The sequence below is a fragment of the Kitasatospora sp. NPDC127116 genome (genome assembly GCF_042677365.1).
GTDB lineage: Bacteria > Actinomycetota > Actinomycetes > Streptomycetales > Streptomycetaceae > Kitasatospora > Kitasatospora lactacystinica.
Map to the genome: position 1 here is coordinate 40664 of NZ_JBHXTL010000005.1, position 23397 is coordinate 64060.

Here is a 23397-nt window from a genome sequence, read left to right on the forward strand (position 1 = left end):
CCTTTCCCGGGGCGGGGAGGGACAGGACCCGCGGGCGCGGTCAGGGGGTGGTGAGACCGAACCAGTACTCGAAGGTGTCGAGGAGGGCGTTGAGCGTGTTCAGCGGGTCGATGGTGCCGCTGGTCACGGTGAGGGAACCGTCGGCGAGGAGCTGGTCGGGGGTGGTGGCGGCGATGGCGAGCCGGTTGAGGCCGTCACGGGTGATGTCGTAGACGGCGTCGGCGGTGGCGGGTTCGAGGGTGTCCGGGTACTGGACGAGGACGCCGTTGCGCACGCGCAGGGTATAGGCGGCGGGGTCGTCCGGGATGCCGCCGGTGACGGTGAGGCCGATGCTCAGGGGCTGCTCGGCGGCGTTCGGCCCGTTGAGACGGATGCCGAAGTAGTCGAAGAGCATCTCCAGCGGCATCGCGGCCAGGACCGGAGGGGTGATGATCTGCGGCGACGGCAGGGCGACGGGGCTGTCCGCCGGGCGGACGCGCAGTTCGTTGGCGGCGGCGAGGTAGAAGTTGCGCCAGGGACCGCTCTCGGCCTGGTAGCCGAGCTGTTCGAGGACGTCGGCCTGGAGGCCGCGGGCGCCGGTGTTCGTCGGGTCGGCGAAGACCACGTGGGTGAGCAGCTCCGCGGCGAACCGGTAGTCCTGCGCGGTCTTGGCGTTGTCGAAGGTCGTCCGGGCGATGTCCACGACCTTGTCCGCGCCGCCGAAGGCGTCGACGTACCGGGCGCCGGCCTCCTCCGGGGGCAGGGCGTGCAGGTGGGCGGCGTTGCCGTCGTACCAGCCGAGGTAGCGCTGGTAGACGGCCTTGGAGTCGTGGTTGACGGTGCCGTAGTAGCCCCGGTTGAACCACTGCCCGGCCAGCGACTGGGGTACGGCGCCGTCGAGTTCCTCGCCGATCTCCGTGATGGTCCGGCCGTGGTTGGCCAGGCGCAGCGACTGGTCGTGCAGGTAGCGGTACAGGTCGGCCTGCGAGGTGAGGAAGGACCGGACCGTCTCCGGTTCCTGCTCGCTGTTCCAGCGGGGCCAGAAGTGGGAGGCGAACAGGGAGTCGGAGCGGTCGGCGTACCAGTCGGTGGACTGGATCAGGAACTCCGACCAGGCCTTGGCGTCGCGGACCTGGGCGCCGCGCAGGCTGTAGAGGTTGTGGAGGGTGGGGGTGGCGTTCTCGGCCATGCACAGTGAGCGGATGTCGGGGAGGTAGAAGTTCAGCTCGGCCGGGGCCTCGGTGCCGGGGGTGAGCTGGAACTCGATGTTCACCGGTCCGAACGCTTGGACGATGCCGGGGGCGGCGATGTCGGAGGTGACCGTGAACGTCGGGGCGAGCAGTCCCGAGGTGCCCAGGGAGTTGGCCTTGCCGAGGCCGGCGTCCACCTGTCCCTGCGCGGAGCGCTCCAGCAGGGAGCCGTACATGAACTGGGCGCGGCGCTGCATGGCGTTGCCCGCGTAGACGTTCTCGCTGACGGCGTGCTCCAGGAAGCCGTCGGGGGCGATGATCTCGACGCCGTCGGGGAGGGTCCGGTCGTCCCAGAGGCCCAGCACGCCGCCGTAGTGGTCGAGGTGGGAGTGGGTGAAGATCACCGCGCGGATGACGCGGTCGTCGCCCCGGTGCTCGCGGTAGAGCGCGAGTGCGGCGGCGGCGGTCTCCTCGCTGATGAGAGGGTCGACGACCACGATCTCCCGGGAGGCGCCGGTGGGGTCCTCCAGAAAGGTGATGTTGGACAGGTCCATGCCCCGGACCTGGTAGACGGCGTTCTCGACGACCTCGAACAGGCCCGCGTTCATGTTCAGCACGGCGTTGCGCCACAGGCTCGGGTTGACGGTGTCCGGAGCCTGGCCGGTGAGGAACTGGAACGGCGCCAGGGACCAGGCGGGCACCGGGCCGCCGCCCTCCTTCTCGACGGTGAAGTCGGCGGGCAGCGCGGCGACCAGGCCCCGGGAGGCGAACGCGGCCTCCGCGTCGGCGCCCGGGTCGGGGACCACGACGGCGGCGTTCAGGTCCCTCGTCAGGGCGGTGGCGGGCTGGGTCTGAGCGCGATCGGGAAGAGCCACGGGCGGTGCACACCTTTCGTCGGCAGGACAGGGGCGGCCGGCACGGCGCACGGGGGCGAGGAGTGCGGGGTGAGGTGCGGGCGGTTCGACGTCGTGGCACGACGGACGAACCGGCCCCACCTCCGACCCGAAAGCACGATCCGTAACGGCGCGAACACATACGGTACGGGCGTGATGGCGGGCATCTGTAGCCCCGTTCCGGACAACCAGTCGACGAAACCGGCCGACCGCACCCAGGCCCGCGCACCGTCCGTCCGCACGGGTCCTCCGCGCGGTGGTGGCGGTCATCGGCAGAAGCGGCAACGGTCCGGCGGTGGCGGTGGCGGTGGCGGTGGCGGGTCGGGCGGCCTGGCCGAGGGCATCTCCGACGGCCGGACCGGGTGGAGGCGCTCGCGGGGATCGACCCGGACTGGAACCACGCGTGGCCGCTGGACTGGCAGCGCCACTACGCCGCCGTCGCCGACTGCGTCGAGGGCGGGGCGCAGCTCGGTGATCTGCCGCCGGGGGCGACCTTGCAAGGGCTGGATGTGGGGCGGTGGGTGGAGCGGCAGCGTCAGCACATCGTGTGGCAGGGGCTGATGGACGGGCAGCGCGAGCGCCTGGTCGTGCTCGGCGTCGAGCCGCTGGCGGCCCCGGCCGAGGAGGCGGTGCCGAAGAAGAAGCCCTCCGCAGGCGCAGCGAACCCTCAACTCCACCGCCTCACCCAACCGGCCAACCACCACCCGCAAGGCCAGGGGCAGGAAGCGGAAGGAGAGGGTTGTCGGGGTGGTGAGTTCCACTTTGACGGCCACTGACCATGGCCACTGACCTGCGCTTTCGTCAGGAAACCCCGGGCGTTGTGGCCGGGATGGTCGGCCACCGGTTGGCGCACCGGTTCTCACCGTCGGTTGCCGGACCGGTTGGAACACCCGTTGTCGGGTCGTGACCGTAGGGGCCGGTCCTGGTGAGAAAACCGGTGAAGCGTGGGCTTTCCTGCGGGTGCTCGCCGCCACCGGGGCGGCGGGCACCCGATCGTGAGGAGCCCGTGGTGGCTGTGCCGCCCGAGATCGACCACGCCGTGGTCGCCGCGCCGCTCCAGTTCCGGATGGCCACGACCGAGCAGCCGCGCACACTCCGTACCCCCGACAGCCGGCCGGAGCTGATGCGTCGGCGCCTCCATACCGCCCTGGCCGCCGACGGGAGCGCCGTCGGCGTGTCCGGGCCGCGGGCCGGGACCGGGGTCGTGGTCGTCGTCGTCGGCGGCGGCCGTGGGGCACCCGGCATTCGGCCCATCGGGCCCGCCCTCCAAGGGCGACCCCTGCCCGTCCCTGCTACGGCACCGGCCCGAAATGGCTATGCACATGGTTATGAGAATCACCTGCCGCGCCGCTCTCGGCGTCCCGTTGATGACCGCTGCCGCCCTGGTCCTGCCCGTCGGCCCGGCCACCGCAGCCACCGGAAACCTCTACCTCAACAACGAAGAGGTCTACACGGACCCCTCCGGCTGCTACCCCCTGGAGGACTCCAGCATCGTCGACAACAACACCGACACGGCCGTGACCGTCTACTCGGGTCCGGACTGCAGCGGAGAGGAGCTCGGCCGCATCAGCGCCGGTGACGACGAGATCACCACCGGCGCCCAGAGCCTCTTCATCCCCTGAATCCCTGCCCCGATCTCGCCATCGGCCCCGGGCCGGCCCGGATCGTCACTGCCCGCCGACGGGTCTCTCGAGGTGACGGGCAGCGCGCAACCAGCCTCCCGGACACGCGCGAGGCGGCCGCCCCTGCCGAAGGCGGCTACCGGCCGCCCCGCCCTGCACTGCGGCCCCGCCTGCCGACAGGCCGAACACCGCCGGCGCCGCCTCGAAGAAGAAACTCCCGGCCCTGCGCGCCGAGGCCCGCACGCTCCTGGCAAGCCCCGGCGGCGACGAACCGGCCCAACAGGTCCTGGAGGAATTCGACGGCGCCCAGGTCCCGGTGTTCGTCCGGCACGCCCGTGCCGCCCGGACCGCACGATGGCGGTGCCCGCCCCGCAAGCGAGAACTCGGCCCGGACACCGCCATGGGGTCCGGGCCGAGTCGTTTGACCGAAGTCGGCATGATCAGAAGAGGAGACAAGGGCGTCTCCGCTCCCAAGCTGCTGACCAGCAGGAACGGAGAAGCCAAGTCGGAGTTTCGGAGAGCGTGATCACCGTGCTGAGGAGAGGGCGGACGAGCGCGCCTCTTCCAATTCGGCCACGAGCTGCTCGATCCGCTGGTTGGGCGTGTTCCCCGACCCGTAGCCCGCCAGCATCGGGAACTGGTCGGTCTTGCCCGAGGCCAGGAGCAGTTCCGGGACGGTCGAGGAGAACAGGGTTCCCGAAACGACGGCGGGCCTCACCTCCTGGATCTCGGACCAGGTGTAGGAGCGCGAGTTGAGCAGGCCGGAGTACTTCAGGCCGGTGTCTCCGAATGCGACGCCGTACATCGGGGCACGGATCGTCAGTACCAGGCCCGGAACACCGCCAAGGACGATGGGGATGAGGTCGTCGACCCTGGTGGCAGTGGCCGCTACAGCGACAGCGATCAGCAAGAACACGAGCCCGACCAGGAGGTAGGCGAGCGCCCACGGATTACGTCTCTTGCGCATTTTCCATTCCACATTTCTGGTGCGCCGGGGCGCCGCCCGGGATACGGACGGCGCCCCGACAGGTTGGTTCAGTGGATCGGAGTCCACCATTGGGTCAATCTAAGGGCTGTCCCGTACAACCGTTGGCCAAGGTGAGCAGGCGGCGTCGACTGATGGTCAACCGAAGAGCAGGTCCGCATCCTGCCGATCGCTCGGCCTCGGTGATCCGACGCCTGCGGCCCTGCCCTCCCAGACCCTCCAGGCCCTCAAGGCGGTCCCGGTTGAAGCGGTGGATCCAGCACCGCACGGTCTTCTGGCTACACATCAGCTTGGCCGCGATCGCGGGCACCCTCGACCCCGCCCGACTCAGCTCGATCATCCGCGCCCGCAGCACCAGATCCGCCGGCGCCTTCCGCGCCCGCGCCAACCGGCGAACCACCGCTCCCTCGCCCGAACCGCGGCCCTGCCGCGCCCGCAGCACCACCCCGAACCACCCGTCCCTGACCATCTCCAGACCGACGGGGCGCCGCATCTCGGGACGTTGCCGTGAAGTGCGCCCGTCGTTTGGGGCGGCCTGTCGGCCTACCCGCCGAAAAAATTTCCCCGGCGGACGTCACGCCCCGGTGGTGATGGAGGCACTCCCTCGGACAGATGCGGGACGTCGAGGCGGGAAGGGCCCTAAAGTGACGGAACTTGAGGTAGGCGTTGTGATGGGGGTGATCGCACAAGCGGGTGCGATCGTGGCGCTGTGGGTACGTACGCGCGCCGCCGTGAGGCTGGAGCGGGTGCGGTCCACGTCACGCGTCGCCGTGGCCCGGGAGCTGCCCGCTGGCAGCCGATTCGTCGAGCGGGACGGCGTGGGAATCGTGATCGAGGTCGGCAGCGCAGGAGAGGACGTGACGCCGCATGGGCTGGGTCGATGACTGGTCGGCACAGGCCGCCTGCCGGACCACTGACCCTGGCGAACTGTTCGTCCAGGGCGCGGCGCAGAACCGCTCGAAAGGGGTGTGCAGCGGGTGCCCGGTCCGCACCGAGTGCCTGGCGGACGCGCTGGACAATCGGGTGGAGTTCGGGATCTGGGGTGGGATGACCGAGCGGGAGCGCCGCGCCCTGCTGCGGCGTCGACCCACCGTTGTGTCGTGGCGCCGCACCTTCGAACTCGCGCGCCGGGAGTACGAACTCAGCCTGGCGGACAATGTCGAGCGCGAGTTCGAAGTTCTCTTCCGGGCGGAGTTCGGCAATCTCGTCGGCTTCCTGGTGGCAGCGGGAGCGCGGCTGGTGGAGGCTCAAGACGCTGCCCAGATGGCCTTCGTGGAGATCCTGCGGAAGTGGTCTGCAGTCACCTCTCGGATCGCGTGGCTGCGGAGCGTTGCTTACCGCATGTGGGTGCGGCTGATCCGCAAGGACCGTATCCACATCCTCGAAGCGTCCCCGGCGCCGCCGGACACCACGGTCACCGGGGACCTGGAACTTGGCCTACAGGCCCGCCAGGTGATCGAACTACTGGCTGAGCTGCCCCCGCAGCAGCGCACTACGATGGCCCTGGTCTACGACGGCCGTTCACCGACCGAGATCGCCGGCATCCTGGAGGTGTCGGCGGCGAGTGTGCGCCAGAACCTCAAACGAGCCCGAAGCACTCTGGCCCGCCTGATCGTCGAGAGAGGAATCCTGCCATGTCCGAACCCGTCCTGACCGACGGCCCCGAGTACACCCTGACCGAGCAGATGGACACCTTCCTGAGGGTCGGCTTCGAACAGCTCAAGGCTGCTGCGGCCGCCCAGCTGGACGTCGAGCACCAACTGGCGCAGACGGTCCGCACGGTGGCTGCCATGGACCCGGCCCCCAGTGGACCTGGCGCCAGCCGACTGCTCGCGGCTGCCAGCTGATGACGGAGTACCTGTGGCGGGCGCCGACGCTCGCCCCAGGTGAGAGCTGTGGTGGCGGTGATGAACGGCTAAGGCCCGGACGCGGCCGGGCCTTAGCGCAGCGTGCCGCACCAGGCAGCAGGGGTCGGCGGCAGGCCGGTGGGTCCTGTTCAAGGCCAGGCGGACAGCAAGGGGATCTAGCCGACCCCATCCAGCGCTCGGCAAAGGTGAGCGAATTATGGCCGGTACGCCTGGTGTTCAGGCGGCCATCGCAGGAAGCGCGCGCAGGCGCTCGCGGAACTCGGCGACGGCGGGCTCGGCCGCGTAGGGCTTGAGGTAGCCGTCGAACTTGGTGAGGCGGTTGACGGCGCGGACAGAGTGGACCTTGGTTTCGAGGAGCCCGAGGCCGCGGTTGGCGGCGTCAAGGGCGCCGTCGAGGTCCTTGCCGGCGAGGCGGGCGGTGGCGAGGCGGCCGGAGCGGACGGCCTGGTCGCGGGGGACGGCGTGGTCGACGGAGGAGGCGAGCGCGCTGGTGGCGCGCTCGACCTGGCCGGCGGAAGGCACCGAGGTAATACTGCTGACCGGCTGAGCGCAGGCCGCTGGGCGCCGGTCTCCTTCACGCGGGGCGCACGGTGAGCCCGATGCCGAGGCCGGGGCCGCCCGGGCCTCCGGGGTTGACCAGGAGGGAGCCGATCCGGCGGCGGGTGTCGGTGGCCTTCAGGCGGGAAATGGCGATGGTGATGGTCCTGCCTCCGGGGTCGCGGTGGTCGAGCGGTACGGTCACGTCCGCGCAGCGCGCGCCCACGGCGTCAAGGGCGCGGCCCGTCCGGTCGTTCCCGCCCGGGCGCAGCCGCGCCACTCCAGGCGCTGCCGGTGGTAGCGGCCGGGTCCGGCGGCGGGGGCCGCGTCGACGGAGGCTGTGGCAGCCGCCGCGGCGGGGGCGGTGGCCAGGCAGGTGGTGAGGCCGGTGGCGAGGACGCGCCCCTCGGCCGAGGCGCGCCGGAGGGCGGTGCCGGTGGTGGTCATGCTGCTTTTCCCGGGGTGGCGGACCCGTCCGGTCCGGAGGGCGTCCGGGCCGCGCCGGTCGAGCCGCTCGGCGCAGCCCGCCCGAAGGCAGCGCCGTGCGGCACGAACTGGCGGTACGTCGGACGGATCAGGGCGGGCCCTTCGGCGTTCGTCCGGCGCACCACCCGCCCGCATCCGACCGCGGCGCGGACGCAGTACCGGAACGCGTCGAGGAATCCGTCGAGGCCGGCGGTGACGTCCCCGGGTACGGGCAGGTCACGACGGCCGTCCGTGTCCCGAGGCCGGTCGGGCATCCGCGTCCGGGCCGCCGGGCGATCCGCGGGGAACGGCCCGGCGATGCAACGGTATCGCCCCGAAACCAAGGGAGTTGGGACACACTCGGGGTGTGACAGCTGCCATCATCACGGGACGGGTCCCCTACGCGCTCGGACTCCACCCGCTCATGCCGGAACCGACACCGGAGTCACTGCGGAGGACCGTGGTACCGCGGAACCGGTCCGCGGGCGAAGGGCCACTCGACCTGGGAACCCCGATGACCGGCGAGGGCCGCCTCGACGGCGAACCGCGAGTCCGCGTCCGGGCGGCTGCGATCCTCACCGACGCGCGGCGCGGAGGGAATGCCTGATGGACCGGTTCGCCCTCTACTACCCGCACATCCACGTCCGCGACGACGACTGGCTCAAGTACGCAGCCCTGTACTGGCCCAAGATGGCCCGGATCCGCCCGCCGGGCTACCCGCTCCAGGACTCGCCCGCCGCCAGGGAACTCCACGCCGCGCGCTGGCTGCTCGACGTCGAACCGCCCGCCTGGGCCGCCCGCGAAGTCGCCGAGCCGTTCCTGGAACTGCTCCACGAACACGGTGCCGCCCTCCGGGAGCGCTTCGGCCTCGACCGGATCGAGACCTGGGGCCTACCGGTCGCCGAGGCCGGATTCGGCAACGCGGGCGGGTTCTCGGCGGGCCGGGAGGAGGTCGACGAGGGTGACCCGACCTGGCTCAACCCGCGTTTCGGCTACGTCCACGCCAGCCGAATCAGCGGGCACCTCCTCGACTCGGCCGTCGACCAGGGGCTCGCGCTCGCCCGCCCGGGCCGCGGCGGGATCTGGGTGGCGATGCACCCCGAGCTGGCCACCGTCCACATGCTCGCGCTGGCCGAGCAGATCGCCGCCGAGAACCGCCTGCACCCGATCACCGACCGGACGCTGCCGCACGCCGCCATGTCCGGCTGGACCTTCGAGCGGCTGGCAGCAGTGCTCCTCGGCGACCTCCCGGCCGACAGCTCCGCGGCGCGGCCGGCATCCGAGGAGGCGTTCGTGTTCCTGGCGTTCGCGACGGTGGTCCCCGCGGATCTGCGGGCCGTCCCGATCGAGAAGATCCTTGAGATCCGTGCCGAATTCGGGGCAGAACTGGACGGGTTCCGGGAGTTCACGGCCGAGCAGGTCGGGCTGCTCGGCGCCGTCGAGGACGTGCGGGACGCGGGGCTCTACCAGGAGTACCTGCACACCGAGGTCGACCGCGAGGTCCGCGCGCGGCTCGACGACCTGGACGACCGCATGCGCAGCGCCGGCCTCGAAACCGCCCGGGCCCTGGCCAATGTCAAGTCGGTCGCCCTCCCGCCGCTGGCCGCGGCCGCGGCGGAAGCGGTCGGCGTCACCCCGGCGCTGACCGTCCCCGCCGTCGTCGCCGGCTGCATCGTCGGCGCGCCCCTCCAGTGGCGCCGCAAACGCCGCGAGATCGTGCAGGAGTCGCCCGTCGGCTACCTGTTCCAGCTCAAGCGGGCCCTCGGCCCCGACACACTGATCAGTAGGCTGCGAAGGGCATGGCCGCTGTGACGGGCGACGGCGGCTCCTTCTCGGAGGCCTTTCACGAAGCGTTCCCGGGGCCCGGCACCGACTCCCGCCATGTGCTCGTCCCCGAGCCCGCCGCGGATCCGGCGGTCCTCGCCCTCGCGGACCGGCAGACCCGGCGTCTCGCCGAGTCCCTCCTGGCCGAGGCTCCGGCCGGCTGCCGGCGGATCACCGCGGTGTTCGCCCTGACGCTGCGCCGCGAGGCCTCGCATGTCCTCCATGCGACCGACCTGGCCTCCACCGACGCCGCGCCGGGCCCCGACACGCTCCGGCTGGCCCGCGAGCTGCGCCGGACCACCGCCCGGCTGCCGCGCGGGCCCTGGTGGCGGATGACGCTCGACCTGCACGTCGACGGCGGCGTCGAGGTGGACTTCGACTACGGCGACGAGCCGTTCCCCGACGATCACCTGTTCGCCCCCGAGGACTACCGGGTCGACCTCGAAGCCTTCGACTGGTCCGCGGAGAAGCTCCCCACCTGGTTGTCCGCGTTCGTCGGCCACGGCGGCAGACAGCTGCGCAGCCCGCGGAAGGCCGCCCTGCCGGCCGACTCGCACGGCGCGCGGTCCGCACGGGGTGTCCCGCCGGACGAGATGCCCGGCCTCACCGAGACCTGGGCGCGCTGGGCCGTCCTGTCGGCGGCGTTCGTCGCGGCCGGTTCCGAATGGGGGCCGCGGATGCGGCCTTCCCACGCGTGGTTCGAGAGCTCGACACGCGGCGGCTCGACACTGTGGATGCTCGCGGGCGGCCGCGCCGTCCTGTCCGGCGGCGTCTGGGACGCGCCCGGCCTGGCCGATGCCTATCGCGGCGACGCGCCGCACCCCGAGCTGTTCGCGGGGGCGCCGGAATGGGTGGCCGATCCACTGCTCGACGAACGGGCCGAGTCCGGTCTGCTGTCCTTCTGCTACTGGTGGGAGAGCGGGCGCTGGCTGCGGGGCGAATCGCCGGTGATGGAGGAACTCGCGACGGCGGTTCCCGGGGTCTGGACCGGCGGAACGGTCGCCGGCATCGTGTCGAAGCTGGCCCGGCGCGTCGCGCGGGACACCGAGTCGGCCGTGCTGCGCCTGGTCACAGCCGCCGAAGGGGAGTTCGCCGAGCGCGGCATGCTGGCCGAGGTCTTCGGGGACGGCGAGGGCGTCGACCTCGACGGCGCCTACCACCAGCTGGTGATGGCGGGCGTCGTGCGTCGCACCGACCTGCCGCAGCTGCCCCGCCACCACGCGATCGCGATCGTGGGCCGCCACATGCTCGCCCACGGACTGGACGGCCCCGACTACCGGGTCGCGGACCTCGTGGCCGACCGGGTGGACTGCGGATGGCAGGTCTACGCGCCGGTCGCCGTCGGCGAGGTCAGGTTCGGACGCGGGCTCTTCTTCGTCGCCGACGACGCGGTCCTGGAGGTCACGGACACCCAGCGCTCGTACCCGCACCAATACGCGGTGGAGTTCGCGCGCCGGTACCGCGAGCGCTGGGGGCTGTGAGCGGGTCAGGCCCGCGGTTCCGCCAGCTCCCAGTCGAGCGTCCACAGGCGTACCCGCCCGTCGCTTCCTCCCGAGACCGCGTACGCGCCGTCGGCCGTCAGAGCGAGCCGGCCCAGTTGCCCGGGCTGGGCCTCCACCGTCCGCGAGCAGGTGCCGGTCGCCAGGTCCCACAGCCGCATCTCTTCGCCGTCATGGGTCGAGACCAGAAAGCGACCGTCGGGGGTGAAGCGCATCTTCCGCGCGTTGCCGCGCTGCCCTTCGAGCACCGCGGTGCAGGCGCCGGTGGCGGTGTCCCACACGCGGACCGACAGGTCGTCGTAGCCGCCGGCGGAGGCCACCAGGCTTCCGTCGGCGCTCATCGTCACGGCCATGACCCAATGCGTGTGACCGCGCAGCACGGCACGGCAGCGGCCGGTCCCGAGGTCCCACAGGCGGACCGTCCCGTCGCTCGCGCCCGTGGCGGCGGTCCGGTCGCCCGGGCCGATCCACACGGCCCTGGGCATTCCCGTGTGGCCCTCGAGCTCGCGCAGGAGGGTGCCGGTCTCCAGGTCCCAGAGCCGGAACCGCCGGTCGTTTCCGTCGCCGCCGATGAGCGCGCGGCGCCCGTCGGCGGTGAACCGGGCCGCGTCGGGACTCATGGCCACGGGAATCATCCACCTGAGCGACTCGGGCATGGCATCCGTGCCGATGAGCCGGTCGTCGGACATCGAGTACCGTTGCGCGCCGCTGCCGGTCGACCAGGCCTTGGCCGATCCGCTGCGGCCCCAGGCCATGACGGTGCCGCCGTCGGCGCTGAGCTGCACCGCGTCGATGCCGACGAAGAAGCTGTGCTCGCGTTCCTCGTGGACGGTGATGGTCCGCAGGAGCGCGCCGGTGCCCGGGTCCCAGAGCCGGATCTCGGCGCCGTCGCTGGTGGCCATGACGTCCCCGCCCGCGCTGATGTCGAGCGAACCGACGCCCGACCGGTGCGCCGCGAAACTGCGGGCGGGCCAGACCGCACGGACGCCGGTGTGGACCAGTGACCGGCTGAGGGAGCGCCAGGCGGCCATCACGTCGGGAGCGCGCTCGTACCCGGGGACGGCGCGGGCCTCCCGGAGCGTGTCGAGCGCGGCGGCGCGGTCGCCCGCCGCCTCCCGGGCCGCCGCGGTCCCGACCAGTGCCTTCACCTTCTCCTCCAACAGGTTCAGCACGCCGTGCCTGCGGGGCCGGCTCACCTGGAACGGCGCGGCGGGAGAGCCGGGCATCCGCCACAGCCGCACGGTGTTGTCGAGCGACGCGGACAGCGCGAACCGGTCGCCGGCGCCCCAGCGGACATGGCCCGCCTCGCCTCGGTGGCCCCGGAACGTCCGCAGGCACCTGCCGGTCCCCAGGTCCCACAGGCGGACCGCACCGTCGCGGGCACCGACCAGGAGCTTCGCGGCGTCGGCGCTGAGCGCGAGCGACGTGACGGGGCCCCGCAGGGTCCGGACCCGACGCCCGGTCCGCAGGTCCCAGATGCCGACGGCATCCTGGTTGTCGGCGACCGCCGCGACGCCGTTGCCGGTGTCGAAGCACAGAGCGGGCTGGTTCACCCCCTTCCCGGCCAGCACCCGCGCGCATTCCCCGGTGCGCAGGTCCCAGAGGCGGGCGATGCAGTCCTCGTATCCGGCCACCAGGACCCAGCGTCCGTCAGGGCTGAGCTCGGCTTCCGGGAACTGCGCCAGCGGGCCGTGCAGCCGCCAGCGGACCCGGCGCCGGCGCAGGTCCCACACGACGACGTCGACGCCGTACACATCGCCCTTCCAGACGGGTTCCGTGGCGACGGCGATGCCCTCCCGCGCACTGACCGCCGCCCATCTGAAGGCCCTCGCCGCCCTGATGGCCCGCAGGCACCTGCCGTCGGACAGGTCCCAGATGCGCATGACCGCGTCGTACTCGACCGAGGCGCAGTACCGGCCGTCGGGAGTGAGCCGGACCGACCGGACCTTGGCCCCGTGGCCGCGAAGCGTGCGAAGGCACCGGCCCGTGCGCACGTCCCACACACGGACGTGTTCGTCGTGACCACCGGTCACGGCGGTCCTCCCGTCCGCGGACACGTCGATGTGGAGCAGCCGGGCGGGCTTCCCGTCGGCGGTCGGGTTCCAGCGGATCTCCTTGATCCCGATGCAGTCCGCGTCCGGCACGGTTCCGGAGCCGAGCGTGTCCAGCGCCTCGCCCACGTCCCGCACCCCGGGCTGCTCGCGGTCGATGCGTTCGAGGAGCGGCCGGGCCGTGGCGAGGTCGCCCCGTTCGAGGTGGACGAGCCCGAGCGCGTGCCGCGCGGGACCGGCGTCGTCGGCGTCGGTACGGACGGCGTCGAGGTCGGCGACCAGTTCCTCGTCGGTGATCACGCCACGGCGCCAGCGCCACAGTCCCGAGTTCAGGGTCGCCTCGGCGTGCTGCGGGTCGGCCGTCAGCGCCGCGGTGAACGAGGCGGCGGCCTCCTCCTCGCGGTCGAGGTCGAGCAGGGAGAGCGCCCGGTTGTTGAGCTCGTCGGCGCGCAGGTCGGCGGCCTTCGGCTCCAGGCGCCGGTACCGCTCCCCGGTGATCCGCAGGTGGATCGCCGCCAGTTCCCCGGCGACCACCGCCATCGACCCCGGCCGCCTCTCGGGGGCCGGGTCGAGGCAGCGCTCCAGCAGGTCGGCCAGGTCCGACGGCAGCGGAGGCAGGCCAGGCCCGTACGACTCGATCCCGTGGCGCTCCCTGATCGTGTCGTTCGCGAACGGCCCCCGGCCCCAGCGCGGCCCACCGGTGAACATCTCGAGAACCGTGACACCGAGGCTGAAGACGTCCGTCCGCCTCCCGACCGGCCGGTTCGAAAGCTGTTCCGGCGAGGCGTACGCCGGTGTCCGCCCGCCCGCCGAGACCGGAACGCTGACACCGTGCGGAAGGTCCCCGCCGTCCTCGGCGACGATCGGCCGGATGCGGGCCAGGCCGAAGTCGGTGACCTTGGCGACGATGTCGCCGCCCTGCACGTCGAGCAGTACGTTGGCGGGCTTGACGTCCCGGTGCACCAGGCCCTCGGCGTGCGCATGGCCCACGCCCCAGGCCATCTGGATCGCCAGGTCCAGAATGCGTGCCACGGCCGCCTCCGGGCCGCCCTCGTACAGGCGGCGGTCGGCGATCCAGTCGTGCAGACTGCCGTCGCCGACGTACTCGGCGAAGACGCAAGGGACGCCGTCGACCACGCGCACGTAGTGGCACCCGCAGATGTTCGGGTGCAGCCCGAGCGCGACCCACGCCTCGGCCTCGGTGACGAACCGCTCGCGCTGCTCATCGGTCGCGAACACCTCCGGCTTCGGCGTCTTGACCGCCAGGTCGATTCCCCACTGCCGGTGCAGAACGCGCAGCACCCGCCCCATCCCGCCCTCGCCCGCGACCCCCTTGACCTCGTAGCGGTCGTCGAGAACCTGCTCGATTGCCCTGTCGCCCACGTACGACACGCCCTTTCGCCGGACCGGCTGCGACTTCCCGCTCATTAGAAACCGGGCCATCCGGGTCTGTACGGCCAACCGCGGATATCCGAGCGGGAAGTGACGCCCGATGACAGGTGTGATCGCCCCGGCCGCCCCGGCCGCCCCGGCCGGCCAGCGGGCGGGGAGTGCCGCCGGGCCGAGTGACCGATCACTCCGTGATCGCCGGGACGCCCGACCGGCAGGTGGGGCGGCTGTGCTTCGGCGGCACCGAGCCGCTCCACGTGCTCGCGGACGGAAACAGCATCTCCGCGGGCGAGGAACTCGCTCGCGAACGGCCCCGGCCGGAGCGGCGCGGACGTGGCCCCCGGCTCGGCGCGGTCCGGTTCCCGCGGCGCGCAGCCGGTCGAGGGTGCGCTCCAGGCTGCTCCGGGCCGCCGCGACGGCGGCGTCCGGGTCGCCCGCGGCGACCGCCTCGACGAAGGTGCGGTGCGCGCGGTCGATGGTCTCCGTGAAGCGGTCGGCACCGCGGTCGACCGAGCCCTGAACCGTCAACGGACAGGCATCAAAGGATCAGCGGCCGACTTCACCAAAGCCGCGTCAGTCGTGCTTGGGCCAGATCGGGCCCTGGTCGGTCCAGATGACGCCCTTGTTGCGGCACAGGCAGAAGGGGTGGCCGATCGGGTCGGTGTAGACCTGCCAGCCGTAGCCGTCGGGGCCGATGAAGTCCTGCCTCAGCGTCGCGCCGAGGTCGAGGACGCGGCGCTGCTCGGACTCGATCTCGTCCACCTCGAAGTCGAGGTGGAACTGCTTGGGGTGCTCGCTGTCGGGCCACTGCGGAGCGCGGTAGTCGTCCACCCGGATGAATGCCAGCTCGATCTCGCCGAACTGGATGCCGGCCCAGTCCTCGGAGCTGCCTTCCTTGATCGGACGGCCCGTCACCTCGGAGTAGAAAGCCGCCAGCTTCATCGTGTCCGGGCAGTCGATAATGAAATCGGTGAGTCGCAGCATCCCGTGATCTTGCCACAAGCTCACACCCCACTTCGCGACAGGCCCTGAGCAGCTCCGCCGAGGTGCGGGAACAGAGAGTTCCTGGGGGCTTCGCCCCCAGACCCCGTTCACCGGGGGCGGCCAGGTTTGTACCGCAGGTGCGGATCAGCAGCGGACGTCGGCGGAGCCGCTCAGCGGACGATGACGACCTTGCCCGCGACGGTGCGCGACTCGGCCAGGGCAAGCGCGGCCGCGGCCTCGTCGAGGGGGAACTCCGCGGCGACCTGGGCGGTGAGCGTGCCGTCGGCGAGCAGGGCCAGCACCTGGGCGAGGTCCTCGCGCAGCCGGGCCCGGAAGGTCGCGGGGCGGCGCCTGCCCGCCCACAGGTTGTAGAAGTGCGCGGAGCGCCCGTTGGGGAGCAGGTTCCACAACGCCAGCCGGGCGAACAGGTTCAGCACCGGGAGCCGCGAGTCGCCGGCCTCGTCCTTGGTGGCGGCGGTGCCGTAGGACACCAGGACCCCTCCGCGGCGCAGCAGTTGCCAGGACCGTGCCAGTCCGGCGCCGCCGACGTGGTCGAACACCGCGTCGACGCCGTCGGGTGCGAGTTCCCGGATGCGCCGGTACGCGTCCGGGTCGCGGTAGTCGACCGGGGTCGCACCGAGGGCGCGGACGGTGTCGTGGTGGCGCGCGGAGGCCGTGCCGATCACCGTGATCCCGGCGTGCCGGGCCAGTTGGACGAGGGTCGAGCCGACGCCGCCGTTGGCGCCGAGCACGACGATCGTCGCGCCCCGGGCCACCTTCGCCGTCCGGTGCAGCATCTGCCAGGCCGTCACGCCGTTGACGACCACGGTCTCGGCGTCGGCGGCCGTCACGCCGTCCGGCACGGGGACGGCGTCCGCGGCGTCGATCAGCAGGTGGCTGGCCCAGGCGCCGGTCTTGGTGACGGCGGCGAAGCGGCGCCCGGTCATCGCCGGGTCGACGCCGGGGCCGGTCGCGACCACCGTGCCGACCACGTCGTAGCCGGGCACGAAGGGGAAGGGCGGCTGGTCGTAGTACTTGCCGCGGCGCATCTGCTGCTCGGCGAAGGAGACGCCGGTGGCGTCCATCCGCAGCAGGACCCGGCCGTCGGTCGGCGGCGGGAGGTCGCGGGTGCGCAGCCGGAGGCCGTCCGGCTCGACCTCGCCCGGCAGGACGACCTCGATGGCGCGGGTGATGACGGCGTCGTTCATGGCGTGCTCCGTTCGGCTCAGCATTGCTTACGGCCGTAACGTTACGCGCGTAAGCTCACGGCACACAAGGGCTGTCGGCTGTAAGTTTTCACCTGTAAGCTCACGGCATGGGAAACGAATCGAGCACACTGTCCGCCCGCCCCCGCAACCGCCGGGGGGAGGGTGCCCGCCTCCGCGAGGACATCGTGGCCGCCGCGGTCGAGCTGCTCGACGAGACCGGTAGCGAGAGCGCCGTCACCCTGCGCTCCGTCGCCCGCCGGGTCGGGATCGCCGCCCCCTCGATCTACCGCCACTTCCCCGACCAGCCGGCCATCATGCTGGCCGTGGTGCAGCAGGCCTTCGACCAGCTGGAAGCACAGCTCCGCGCCGCCGTGGACGCGGCCGGCGAGGACCCCCGGGCACGTCTGCTCGCCTTCTGCCACGCCTACCTGGGCTTCTCCGAGGACCACCCGGAGCGCTACCGCACCATGCTCGGCGGCGTCTGGGTGCCCGTGCTCCAGGACACCGCCGTGACGCAGGAGGACATGGCCGCCCTCGGCATGGCGCCCCTGCACCTGCTCGCCGATGTCCTGGCCGAGTGCGCCGCCGCCGGCCTGGCCGCCACCGACGACCCCTGGGCGGACGCCGTCGCCCTGTGGCTGGGCCTGCACGGGCTGGCCCACCAGCGGGCGGTGACCATCGCCTTCCCCTGGCCCGAGGGAATCGCCGACCGGCTGATCTCCACGCTGGCGCACCTCAAGAGCCAAGGCCCGTCCAAATAATTGATCATGCGGCGGGTCGAGGCGAGTCGACGGGCGCGGCACGGAGCCGTTGACGCGGGAGGACTCGCCGCGCCGGCGCTTCAAGCCGCTCGCCGGCGGGTGGGTGATCGAGTTCTACGGGCTGCGCCACCGGCCGGGGGGCCGGGTCCTGCCGGCTCCCCGTGCACTCGATGCCCGTGCCGTCGACGAGCCCGTCCGAGCCGAGCTCGCGGTTCGTCACCACGAGCGCCCACGTATATCGCTGGCCGCCCCGGACGGGTCGGCCCTACGCTCCCGGGGTCAGGTGTTCCTCGAAGGGGTGGGCATGATTCGTAGTTCCACCGTCCGGGCCGTCAACGCGTTGACCGCGCGCTGGGCCGCCGCTCTGCCGGAAGGCGGCACGGCCTTCACCACCGCCGGGGTGTGGCCGCTGCTGGCTCTGCTGGCAGACGGCGCAACCGCCGCCGTCCGTACGGAACTTGCCGATGCCATCGGCATCCCGGCAGACCGGGCTGCGGGCGAGGCGCGGGGGCTGCTGGCCGCGATCGATGCGATGCCCGGCGTGCAAGGGGCGCTCGGCCTGTGGACCCACGAAGCTCTGCCGATCGAGCGGAGCTGGCTTGCCGCGCTCCCCGAGCGCGTCCACGGACAGCTCACCGGCGACGCGGCCTCGGATCAGGCTCGACTCGACGCCTGGGCGGCGACGTGCACCGGCGGACAGATCCCGTCGATGCGGGTGACCGTCGGAAAGGACACCCAACTGGTGCTCGCCAGCGCCCTCACGGTCCGCACCGACTGGATCCGGCCGTTCGAACCCGGCGGCCTGGAGGCGGCGGCCGGCCCCTGGCGGGGCAGGGACTTGGCCGGCCTGTTCCGGGTCACCGCACTCCTCGACCGCGTGGGAGTCACCCGGACCCCGACAGGTCCCGTCACCGTGCTCCACGTTCTCGGCGCCCAGGGAGTCGATGTCCACCTGTTCCTGGGGACGGAGGACGCCCTGCCAGGGCATGTGCTGGCGGCAGCGGTGCGGACCCTCGACAACCGGAGGACAGTACTCCCGGGCGGTCAACTCCCCGACGGCGCTCCGGGCCCCGGGCTGACGGTCGAGCGTGTTCCCAGCCTCGACGGCGAATCGAAGCTGGTGGTGGAAACCGTGCCCTTCACCGTCACCGCCCGCCACGATCTGCTCGAGGCCCCTGAGCTGTTCGGCCTCCGAACGGCGACGGACGGAACCCGAGGTCACTTCCCCGGCATCAGCGCCGAGCCGTTGGCGGTCGAGGCCGCCGCACAGACGGTGACTGCCACGTTCGGCGCCCGCGGCTTCCGTTCCGCGAGCGTCACTGCCCTGAGCGTGGCGGGCGCGGGGCTACCGCCGCGGTACCGCTATCGCGCCCGCATAATCAGCGCTCGATTCGACCGGCCGTTCGGCTTCCTCGCCGTCCACCGCACCTCACGGCTCGTCCTCAACGCCGGCTGGATCACCGAACCCGACGCCTTCGAGGAATCGTCCCGGGAATGGTGAGCCCGTGAAGCAACGGACGGCACGGGGCAGCGTCGGACGGTCGGGTGCGGTGTGAAGGACGCCCGCCCGAAGCGGCGCGACTGCGGCGGTGTCGTGGCGGCGAAGGAGCTTGCTCGCCGACCGCTCCTCGGGGTCGTGGTGCCCGCCCGGCAGGTGGCCACCACTGCGCCGTTCCGCGAGCGGCGCGGCCGGCGCCTCCGGCCTTGCGCCTGCCCGAACAGCCGCGTGGATCCGATGCCTCCACCTCGGACGACCGGTCCCACGAGGAGCGGACGCAACGCCGGCGGTGCCGCGTCGTGCGGCACCGCCGGGCGGGGCGAGGGGTCTGCGGCGACAGACGGGGCCTCGGGTGGTGCGTGGCGACCGTCCGGTCCGGTCATGACGACCGGAGGAGGCTTCTCGCTGGACGACACCGAGGCGGAGCTGCGCGAGAATGAGCCCGACATAGACCAGATCCGTGCCCACCTCAGCGCCGTGACCGCCGTCGCGGCGCTCACCGACTCTGCCGATACGGTGCCGCATCACCTGCTGTTCACGTTGCCGCGGGGGGTCACACGGGCGCACCGAGGGGGTCAGTATGGCGACGATCACGGTGGACGTGGCAGTTCCCGACGCGCTGCGGCCGGTCGTGGATGTGGCAGCGCTGCCAGCGGCCCTCGGTGACGCGGGGCCGGCGTGGCTGGTGCTGTCCGAGGACGGACGGCTGGCGCGGTGGACGCCGACGACCGGCGAGGTGCAGGACGTGGCCCGGTACCGGGAGGAGAGGCTGGCGTCCGAATACGGTGGCGGCGTTCGACTGCGGCTTCATGTGTCTCGATGCGGCCGTTGGGCGGCGGTGGTTCAAGACCGCGGTCGGTACGGCACCGTCGTCGATCTCACCACCGGTTCGCCGGCGTTGAAGTTGGACGGCGGGGAGTACTGCTGTGAAACCGTCCCGTTCGCGTTGGCGTTCGCCGAACACGGTGGCCGGCCGGTCGTCGTCCACCGCACCGACTGGAACCGGTTGGATGTCACCGATCTCGCGTCCGGCGAGGTGCTCACGGCGCGGGACAGCCCGGATGGAGATGAGGAAGATGCGGAGCACGACCTCGATTACTTCCACGGCGCGCTGTCGCTGAGTCCTGACGGGACTCGTGTCTACGACGGCGGTTGGGTGTGGCAGCCGTGGGGGATGCCGGCGGTGTGGAGCCTGACCGCCTGGCTGCACGACAACCCGTATGAGTCCGAGGACGGGCCCAGCCATGCGGTGTATCCCGAGGTCTCGGAGTGGAACTGGCCGGTGGTGTGGATCGACGACAGGCGGATCGCGGTGTACGACCGGGACGATGCCGGCAGCGGTACCGTCCACGTCCTCGACCCCACCTCGATCGAACTGCGCTCGCCGGGCGTCCGATGGATCAAGGCGGTCGCGACGTTCCCCTGGCCGGTCGGCGATTTCGGCTTTTTCACCGACGGAGAGCATCTGCTGATCGCCGACGAGGCCGGTCTGCAGGGCGTCGACATCACCAGCGGACAGCAGGTGTTCGCGATCGACGGGTTCCGCCCGGCGCGTCAGGATCGGCATACCGGAACGCTGATCCAGGTCGGCAGCGCCAATGCCCGGTTGTGGACGCCGCCGAAGTGGACTGCGCGCGCTGGCTGAGCTGCCATTTCCCATAGGGTGCCGGGCGGGAGAACATCCGCGAGTCCACACTGGAAGGGCTCGACACCGCCTCTCGCAAGGGCAAGCACGGCAACCGACCGCCGCTCATCACCGACGACATGCCGCACACCGTGCTGCGGCGCCGTGCGAACGGCGAGTGTCGCCGTGGCTTCTCGTTGCCGGAGCGGTGGTACTCGGCGAAGCCGGCGAGTTCGCCGTCGTCCTGGATCTCGAACCGGGACTTCTCGGTGTTGTCGGTGACGGACCGCTCCATGGTTCCTCCTCGTACGGCCGCCTCCGATTATGGTTGAACTCTCAACTTTTGCCTTCGGTCGACGCATGGAAGAAGCGTGACGGGCCGTCGCCGCTCCCCGGGGAACGGCGACGGCCCGTCATGCGCCTGGTGGCGGGTCGGCTCAGGTGCAGGTGAGCACGGGAGCCGCCCAGTCGGCGTGGTCGGAGGTGTTGCCGTCGCCGGCGTCGGTGACCTGGAGGGTGAGTTCGTTGGCGCCGGTGAGCGGGACGCTGAGGTGCACGGCTGCCTTCGTGCCGGTCAGCGTCCCGCTGTCGGCGACCTTGACGCCGTCCGCGAGGATCTGGAACACCACGGAGCCGCGGATTCCCGACTCGGCGTCGACACCCACGTCGGTGCTCAGGTTGGTGCAGGTGCCGCCGAGGTAGTAGCTGACGGCGGAGGGGGCGTGCACGCCGAGGCCCTTGGCGTAGGTGGTGGTGCCGATGGTGAGGGGGTGTCCGTCGCCGGCGGCCGTCTCGCCGTTGCTCTGGTCGCGCTCGACCGGGCCCCAGCCGTTGCCGGCGCTGGACCAGGCCAGGTCGCTGAGGGCGTGGGCGCCGGTGCTCGGGCCCGTGCCGCAGGCGATGCGGGGGTCCGCCCAGTCGGCGTGGTCGAAGGTGTCGCCGTCGCCGGCGTCGGTGACCAGCAGGCGCAGGTCGCCGCCGCCGGTCAGGTCCGCGCTCAGGCGCAGCGGCCCGTCGGTGCCGCGGCGGACGCCGCTGTCGGCGACCAGGGTCCGGTCGCGGTAGATCCGGAAGACCGCCGAGCCGTTGGTGCCGGACTCGTCGTCGACTCCGACGTCCACGGTGAGGTTCCGGCAGGTGCCGCCGAGGTGGTACCGAATGTCGGAGGCGGCGTGCACGCCGAGGCCCTTGGCGTAGGTGGTGCCGCCGATGGTGAGGGGGTGCCCGTCGCCGGCGGCGGCCTCGCCGTTGCTGTGGTCGCGCTCGACCGGGCCCCAGCCGTTGCTGGCCGAGGTCCAGGCCAGGTCGCCGAGCCGGAGGAGGCCGGTGGGCAGCGGGGTCGGGGTCTTCGGGGTGACCCGGTACATCACGGTGCCGTGGGAGGGCACCGAGGCGCTGATCGCACCATGGGAGGTGGTGGTCTCCTTCGACCAGAGGTCCTTGACGGTGTACGAGTGCGCGCCGCCGATGCCGGCGGCCGCCGCGGTGGTGCTGACGGTCCGCGGGGTGGTGGTCTCGTTGGTCAGCGTGATCGCGCGGCTTCCGTCGGCCAGCGGCTTGCTCATGACGACCAGGCCGTCGGAGTCGGCGATGACGGTTCCCTGGGCACCGAGCGGGTCCTGGTCGACGGCGATGACGTCGGTGTTCTTCAGGATCGCTAGGGTGGCCGGGCTCGCGGTGCGCAGGTCGCTGCCGATCAGCAGCGGCGCGGACATCTCGGCCCAGAGGCTGAAGTGGGTGCGGTACTCGGTGTCGGTCATGCCGCCGTTGCCGACCTCCAGCATGTCCGGGTCGTTCCAGTGCCCGGGCCCGGCGTACGGCGCGAGCGCCTGGTTGGCGTGCGCGATGGCGATCATGCTGGACCAGGAGTCGGAGATGTCGCCGGTGGTGCGCCAGGAGTTGCCGAGCGGTTCGGCCCAGGTCCAGGGCTGGTTGCTGCCCCACTCGCAGATGCTGTACAGGATCGGGCGGCCGGTGGCCTTCAGGGCCTCACCCATCGCCGTGTAGCGCTGCTTGGCGTCCAGGCCCAGGTTGTTGCAGTTGTCGTACTTGAGGTAGTCGACGCCCCAGGAGGCCCACTGGTTCGCGTCCTGCTGCTCGTGGCCGAGACCGCCGGGGAAGCCCGGCACGTCGCAGGTCGAGGTGCCGGCGCTGGAGTACAGGCCGAACTTCAGGCCCTTGGAGTGGACGTAGTCGGCGACCGCCTTGATGCCGTTCGGGAAGCGCACCGGATCGGGCACCAGGTTGCCGGCGGCGTCACGGACCGGCAGTGCCCAGCAGTCGTCCAGGTTGACGTAGGTGTAGCCGGCCTCCTTGAGGCCCTGGGAGACGAAGAGGTCGGCGATGCCCTTGACCATCGACTCGTCGAACTCGGCCCGGCAGTGGGTGGAGTTCCAGTTGTTGAAGCCCATCTGCGGGGTGCGGGCCAGGGTGTTCTCCACCGCGGCCGCCGGGGGTGCGGTGGCGACGTCGAGGCCGACGGCGGCCATGGCGGCGAGCGCGCCTCCGCCGGCGAGGAGGGTGAGCGCGGTCGTCGCCGCGGTCAGGGATCGTCGAAGCCTTTGTGGTGCGGCAAGGGGCATGGGGGAGCTCCACTGTGACGGGACGGGAGATTTCGAGGTCGCCGGGGCCCGAGAGTGGGGCGGAGTGAAGTGCCGCCGGTCGACCGGCTTCTGACGGCGGGTCGGAGGTGCTTCCCGCCCAGGGGGGCGAGTTTCAACACATACAAACAGAAGCCACCGCAATCGAACGTTCGGGTCACAGGAAAGCCTGCCGTCCGGGCGGGCGTCAAGACCCCGGAGGCAAGGATCTGCTCATGGCTGCTTCAAAAGCCCCATGTTCAATCACAATTGAACGCTGACTGTACGGTTGGCCCCGCAACGCGACGCGGTCGCCGCGGGGGGCGGGGCGCGGGGGGCGCGGCGGCCCCCCGGGCCACGGGGGAGGGCCCCGCGCCCCGGGCGCGGGGGGGTGGGGGCCGGGGAAACAGGGGCGGGCCCGACCCCCCCCCCCAGGCGGTG

At 72.0% G+C, this 23397-nt stretch carries 18 protein-coding genes and 3 pseudogenes; 11 read left to right on the forward strand and 10 right to left on the reverse strand.

The genetic code is table 11. The features are described 5' to 3' along the window. Positions 1-40: 40 nt before the first annotated feature. Entirely contained in the window at positions 41-2044 is a 2004-nt protein-coding gene (locus ACFVHV_RS03350; RefSeq protein WP_380348513.1) for an alkyl/aryl-sulfatase, read from the reverse strand. A gap of 380 nt (positions 2045-2424) precedes the next feature. Between ACFVHV_RS03350 and ACFVHV_RS03355 the strand changes: the two genes are divergently transcribed. Together ACFVHV_RS03355 and ACFVHV_RS03360 are read left to right on the forward strand one after the other, a co-directional pair. Continuing rightward, on the forward strand, positions 2425-2838 hold the full coding sequence (locus ACFVHV_RS03355; RefSeq protein WP_359896798.1) for a helicase associated domain-containing protein: 414 nt from the start codon (positions 2425-2427) through the stop codon (positions 2836-2838). A 552-nt stretch (positions 2839-3390) separates the two neighbouring features. Next, positions 3391-3684, forward strand: coding sequence for a hypothetical protein (locus tag ACFVHV_RS03360; RefSeq protein WP_359896800.1), 294 nt, complete (start codon positions 3391-3393; stop codon positions 3682-3684). A 526-nt stretch (positions 3685-4210) separates the two neighbouring features. Here the strand turns inward: ACFVHV_RS03360 and ACFVHV_RS03365 are convergent. After that, complete coding sequence (locus tag ACFVHV_RS03365; RefSeq protein ID WP_380348515.1) at positions 4211-4651, reverse strand: hypothetical protein; 441 nt, start codon at positions 4649-4651, stop codon at positions 4211-4213. Between the two features lie 94 nt (positions 4652-4745). Continuing rightward, on the reverse strand, positions 4746-5162 hold the full coding sequence (locus ACFVHV_RS03370) for a helix-turn-helix domain-containing protein (protein ID WP_359896803.1): 417 nt from the start codon (positions 5160-5162) through the stop codon (positions 4746-4748). A 151-nt stretch (positions 5163-5313) separates the two neighbouring features. Here ACFVHV_RS03370 and ACFVHV_RS03375 point away from each other — a divergent pair, with 151 nt between their 5' ends. The 4 genes and pseudogenes from ACFVHV_RS03375 (at position 5314) to ACFVHV_RS03390 (ending at position 6516) form a co-directional block, all read left to right on the forward strand. Further along, positions 5314-5553, forward strand: coding sequence for a hypothetical protein (locus tag ACFVHV_RS03375; protein ID WP_359896805.1), 240 nt, complete (start codon positions 5314-5316; stop codon positions 5551-5553). After that, positions 5537-5809 (forward strand): annotated as a pseudogene (locus tag ACFVHV_RS03380) (WhiB family transcriptional regulator); the annotation flags it as partial. The gene ACFVHV_RS03375 and the pseudogene ACFVHV_RS03380, both read left to right, overlap by 17 nt. 111 nt (positions 5810-5920) lie before the next feature. Then, positions 5921-6322: pseudogene (locus tag ACFVHV_RS03385) on the forward strand (RNA polymerase sigma factor); the annotation flags it as partial. Continuing rightward, positions 6304-6516 carry a hypothetical protein gene (locus tag ACFVHV_RS03390; RefSeq protein WP_359896806.1) on the forward strand — a complete coding sequence of 71 codons (213 nt, stop codon included), beginning with the start codon at positions 6304-6306 and terminating at the stop codon, positions 6514-6516. The pseudogene ACFVHV_RS03385 and the gene ACFVHV_RS03390, both read left to right, overlap by 19 nt. A gap of 237 nt (positions 6517-6753) precedes the next feature. Here the strand turns inward: ACFVHV_RS03390 and ACFVHV_RS03395 are convergent. The 3 genes and pseudogenes from ACFVHV_RS03395 to ACFVHV_RS03405 all read right to left on the reverse strand — a co-directional run. Further along, a pseudogene (locus ACFVHV_RS03395) lies at positions 6754-7050 on the reverse strand (transcriptional regulator); the annotation flags it as partial. 61 nt (positions 7051-7111) lie between these two features. Continuing rightward, on the reverse strand, positions 7112-7279 hold the full coding sequence (locus ACFVHV_RS03400; RefSeq protein ID WP_380348518.1) for a hypothetical protein: 168 nt from the start codon (positions 7277-7279) through the stop codon (positions 7112-7114). After that, the gene (locus ACFVHV_RS03405; protein WP_380348519.1) at positions 7276-7521 is read right to left on the reverse strand and encodes a hypothetical protein; all 246 of its coding nucleotides are present in this window, start codon (positions 7519-7521) and stop codon (positions 7276-7278) included. The genes ACFVHV_RS03400 and ACFVHV_RS03405 overlap by 4 nt, the downstream gene beginning before the upstream one ends. Before the next feature lie 624 nt (positions 7522-8145). On the opposite strand from ACFVHV_RS03405, the gene ACFVHV_RS03410 reads away from it, so the two are divergent. Beyond that, the gene (locus tag ACFVHV_RS03410; protein ID WP_380348521.1) at positions 8146-9351 is read left to right on the forward strand and encodes a DUF6236 family protein; all 1206 of its coding nucleotides are present in this window, start codon (positions 8146-8148) and stop codon (positions 9349-9351) included. Further along, a complete protein-coding gene (locus ACFVHV_RS03415; protein ID WP_380348523.1) occupies positions 9339-10844 on the forward strand; it encodes a hypothetical protein in 1506 nt (501 codons plus the stop codon). Before ACFVHV_RS03410 ends, ACFVHV_RS03415 begins: the two co-directional genes overlap by 13 nt. Before the next feature lie 5 nt (positions 10845-10849). Here ACFVHV_RS03415 and ACFVHV_RS03420 read toward each other — a convergent pair whose 3' ends face one another. From ACFVHV_RS03420 to ACFVHV_RS03430, 3 genes are all read right to left on the reverse strand, one after another. Then, positions 10850-14296, reverse strand: coding sequence for a protein kinase (locus tag ACFVHV_RS03420; RefSeq protein ID WP_380348525.1), 3447 nt, complete (start codon positions 14294-14296; stop codon positions 10850-10852). 579 nt (positions 14297-14875) lie between these two features. Beyond that, positions 14876-15286, reverse strand: a complete 411-nt coding sequence (locus ACFVHV_RS03425; protein WP_380348527.1) for a VOC family protein — start codon at positions 15284-15286, stop codon at positions 14876-14878. A 170-nt stretch (positions 15287-15456) separates the two neighbouring features. Beyond that, positions 15457-16494 carry a medium chain dehydrogenase/reductase family protein gene (locus tag ACFVHV_RS03430; protein ID WP_380348529.1) on the reverse strand — a complete coding sequence of 346 codons (1038 nt, stop codon included), beginning with the start codon at positions 16492-16494 and terminating at the stop codon, positions 15457-15459. 107 nt (positions 16495-16601) lie between these two features. Between ACFVHV_RS03430 and ACFVHV_RS03435 the strand changes: the two genes are divergently transcribed. The 3 genes from ACFVHV_RS03435 (at position 16602) to ACFVHV_RS03445 (ending at position 20398) form a co-directional block, all read left to right on the forward strand. Further along, positions 16602-17255, forward strand: a complete 654-nt coding sequence (locus tag ACFVHV_RS03435; protein WP_359896817.1) for a TetR/AcrR family transcriptional regulator — start codon at positions 16602-16604, stop codon at positions 17253-17255. Positions 17256-17304: 49 nt separating this feature from the next. Then, complete coding sequence (locus tag ACFVHV_RS03440; protein ID WP_380348531.1) at positions 17305-18756, forward strand: serpin family protein; 1452 nt, start codon at positions 17305-17307, stop codon at positions 18754-18756. 577 nt (positions 18757-19333) lie between these two features. After that, positions 19334-20398, forward strand: coding sequence for a hypothetical protein (locus ACFVHV_RS03445; protein ID WP_380348533.1), 1065 nt, complete (start codon positions 19334-19336; stop codon positions 20396-20398). Positions 20399-20814: 416 nt separating this feature from the next. Here ACFVHV_RS03445 and ACFVHV_RS03450 read toward each other — a convergent pair whose 3' ends face one another. After that, a complete protein-coding gene (locus ACFVHV_RS03450; RefSeq protein ID WP_380348534.1) occupies positions 20815-22959 on the reverse strand; it encodes an NPCBM/NEW2 domain-containing protein in 2145 nt (714 codons plus the stop codon). Positions 22960-23397 lie beyond the last annotated feature (438 nt).

Coding starts and splice junctions, on each gene's coding strand:
- ACFVHV_RS03410 (WP_380348521.1), top strand. CDS start 8,146: ATGGACCGGTTCGCCCTCTACTACCCGCACATCCACGTCCGCGACGAC.
- ACFVHV_RS03450 (WP_380348534.1), bottom strand. CDS start 22,959: ATGCCCCTTGCCGCACCACAAAGGCTTCGACGATCCCTGACCGCGGCG.
- ACFVHV_RS03390 (WP_359896806.1), top strand. CDS start 6,304: ATGTCCGAACCCGTCCTGACCGACGGCCCCGAGTACACCCTGACCGAG.
- ACFVHV_RS03430 (WP_380348529.1), bottom strand. CDS start 16,494: ATGAACGACGCCGTCATCACCCGCGCCATCGAGGTCGTCCTGCCGGGC.
- ACFVHV_RS03445 (WP_380348533.1), top strand. CDS start 19,334: ATGGCGACGATCACGGTGGACGTGGCAGTTCCCGACGCGCTGCGGCCG.
- ACFVHV_RS03360 (WP_359896800.1), top strand. CDS start 3,391: ATGAGAATCACCTGCCGCGCCGCTCTCGGCGTCCCGTTGATGACCGCT.
- ACFVHV_RS03435 (WP_359896817.1), top strand. CDS start 16,602: ATGGGAAACGAATCGAGCACACTGTCCGCCCGCCCCCGCAACCGCCGG.
- ACFVHV_RS03415 (WP_380348523.1), top strand. CDS start 9,339: ATGGCCGCTGTGACGGGCGACGGCGGCTCCTTCTCGGAGGCCTTTCAC.
- ACFVHV_RS03370 (WP_359896803.1), bottom strand. CDS start 5,162: ATGCGGCGCCCCGTCGGTCTGGAGATGGTCAGGGACGGGTGGTTCGGG.
- ACFVHV_RS03425 (WP_380348527.1), bottom strand. CDS start 15,286: ATGCTGCGACTCACCGATTTCATTATCGACTGCCCGGACACGATGAAG.
- ACFVHV_RS03405 (WP_380348519.1), bottom strand. CDS start 7,521: ATGACCACCACCGGCACCGCCCTCCGGCGCGCCTCGGCCGAGGGGCGC.
- ACFVHV_RS03365 (WP_380348515.1), bottom strand. CDS start 4,651: ATGCGCAAGAGACGTAATCCGTGGGCGCTCGCCTACCTCCTGGTCGGG.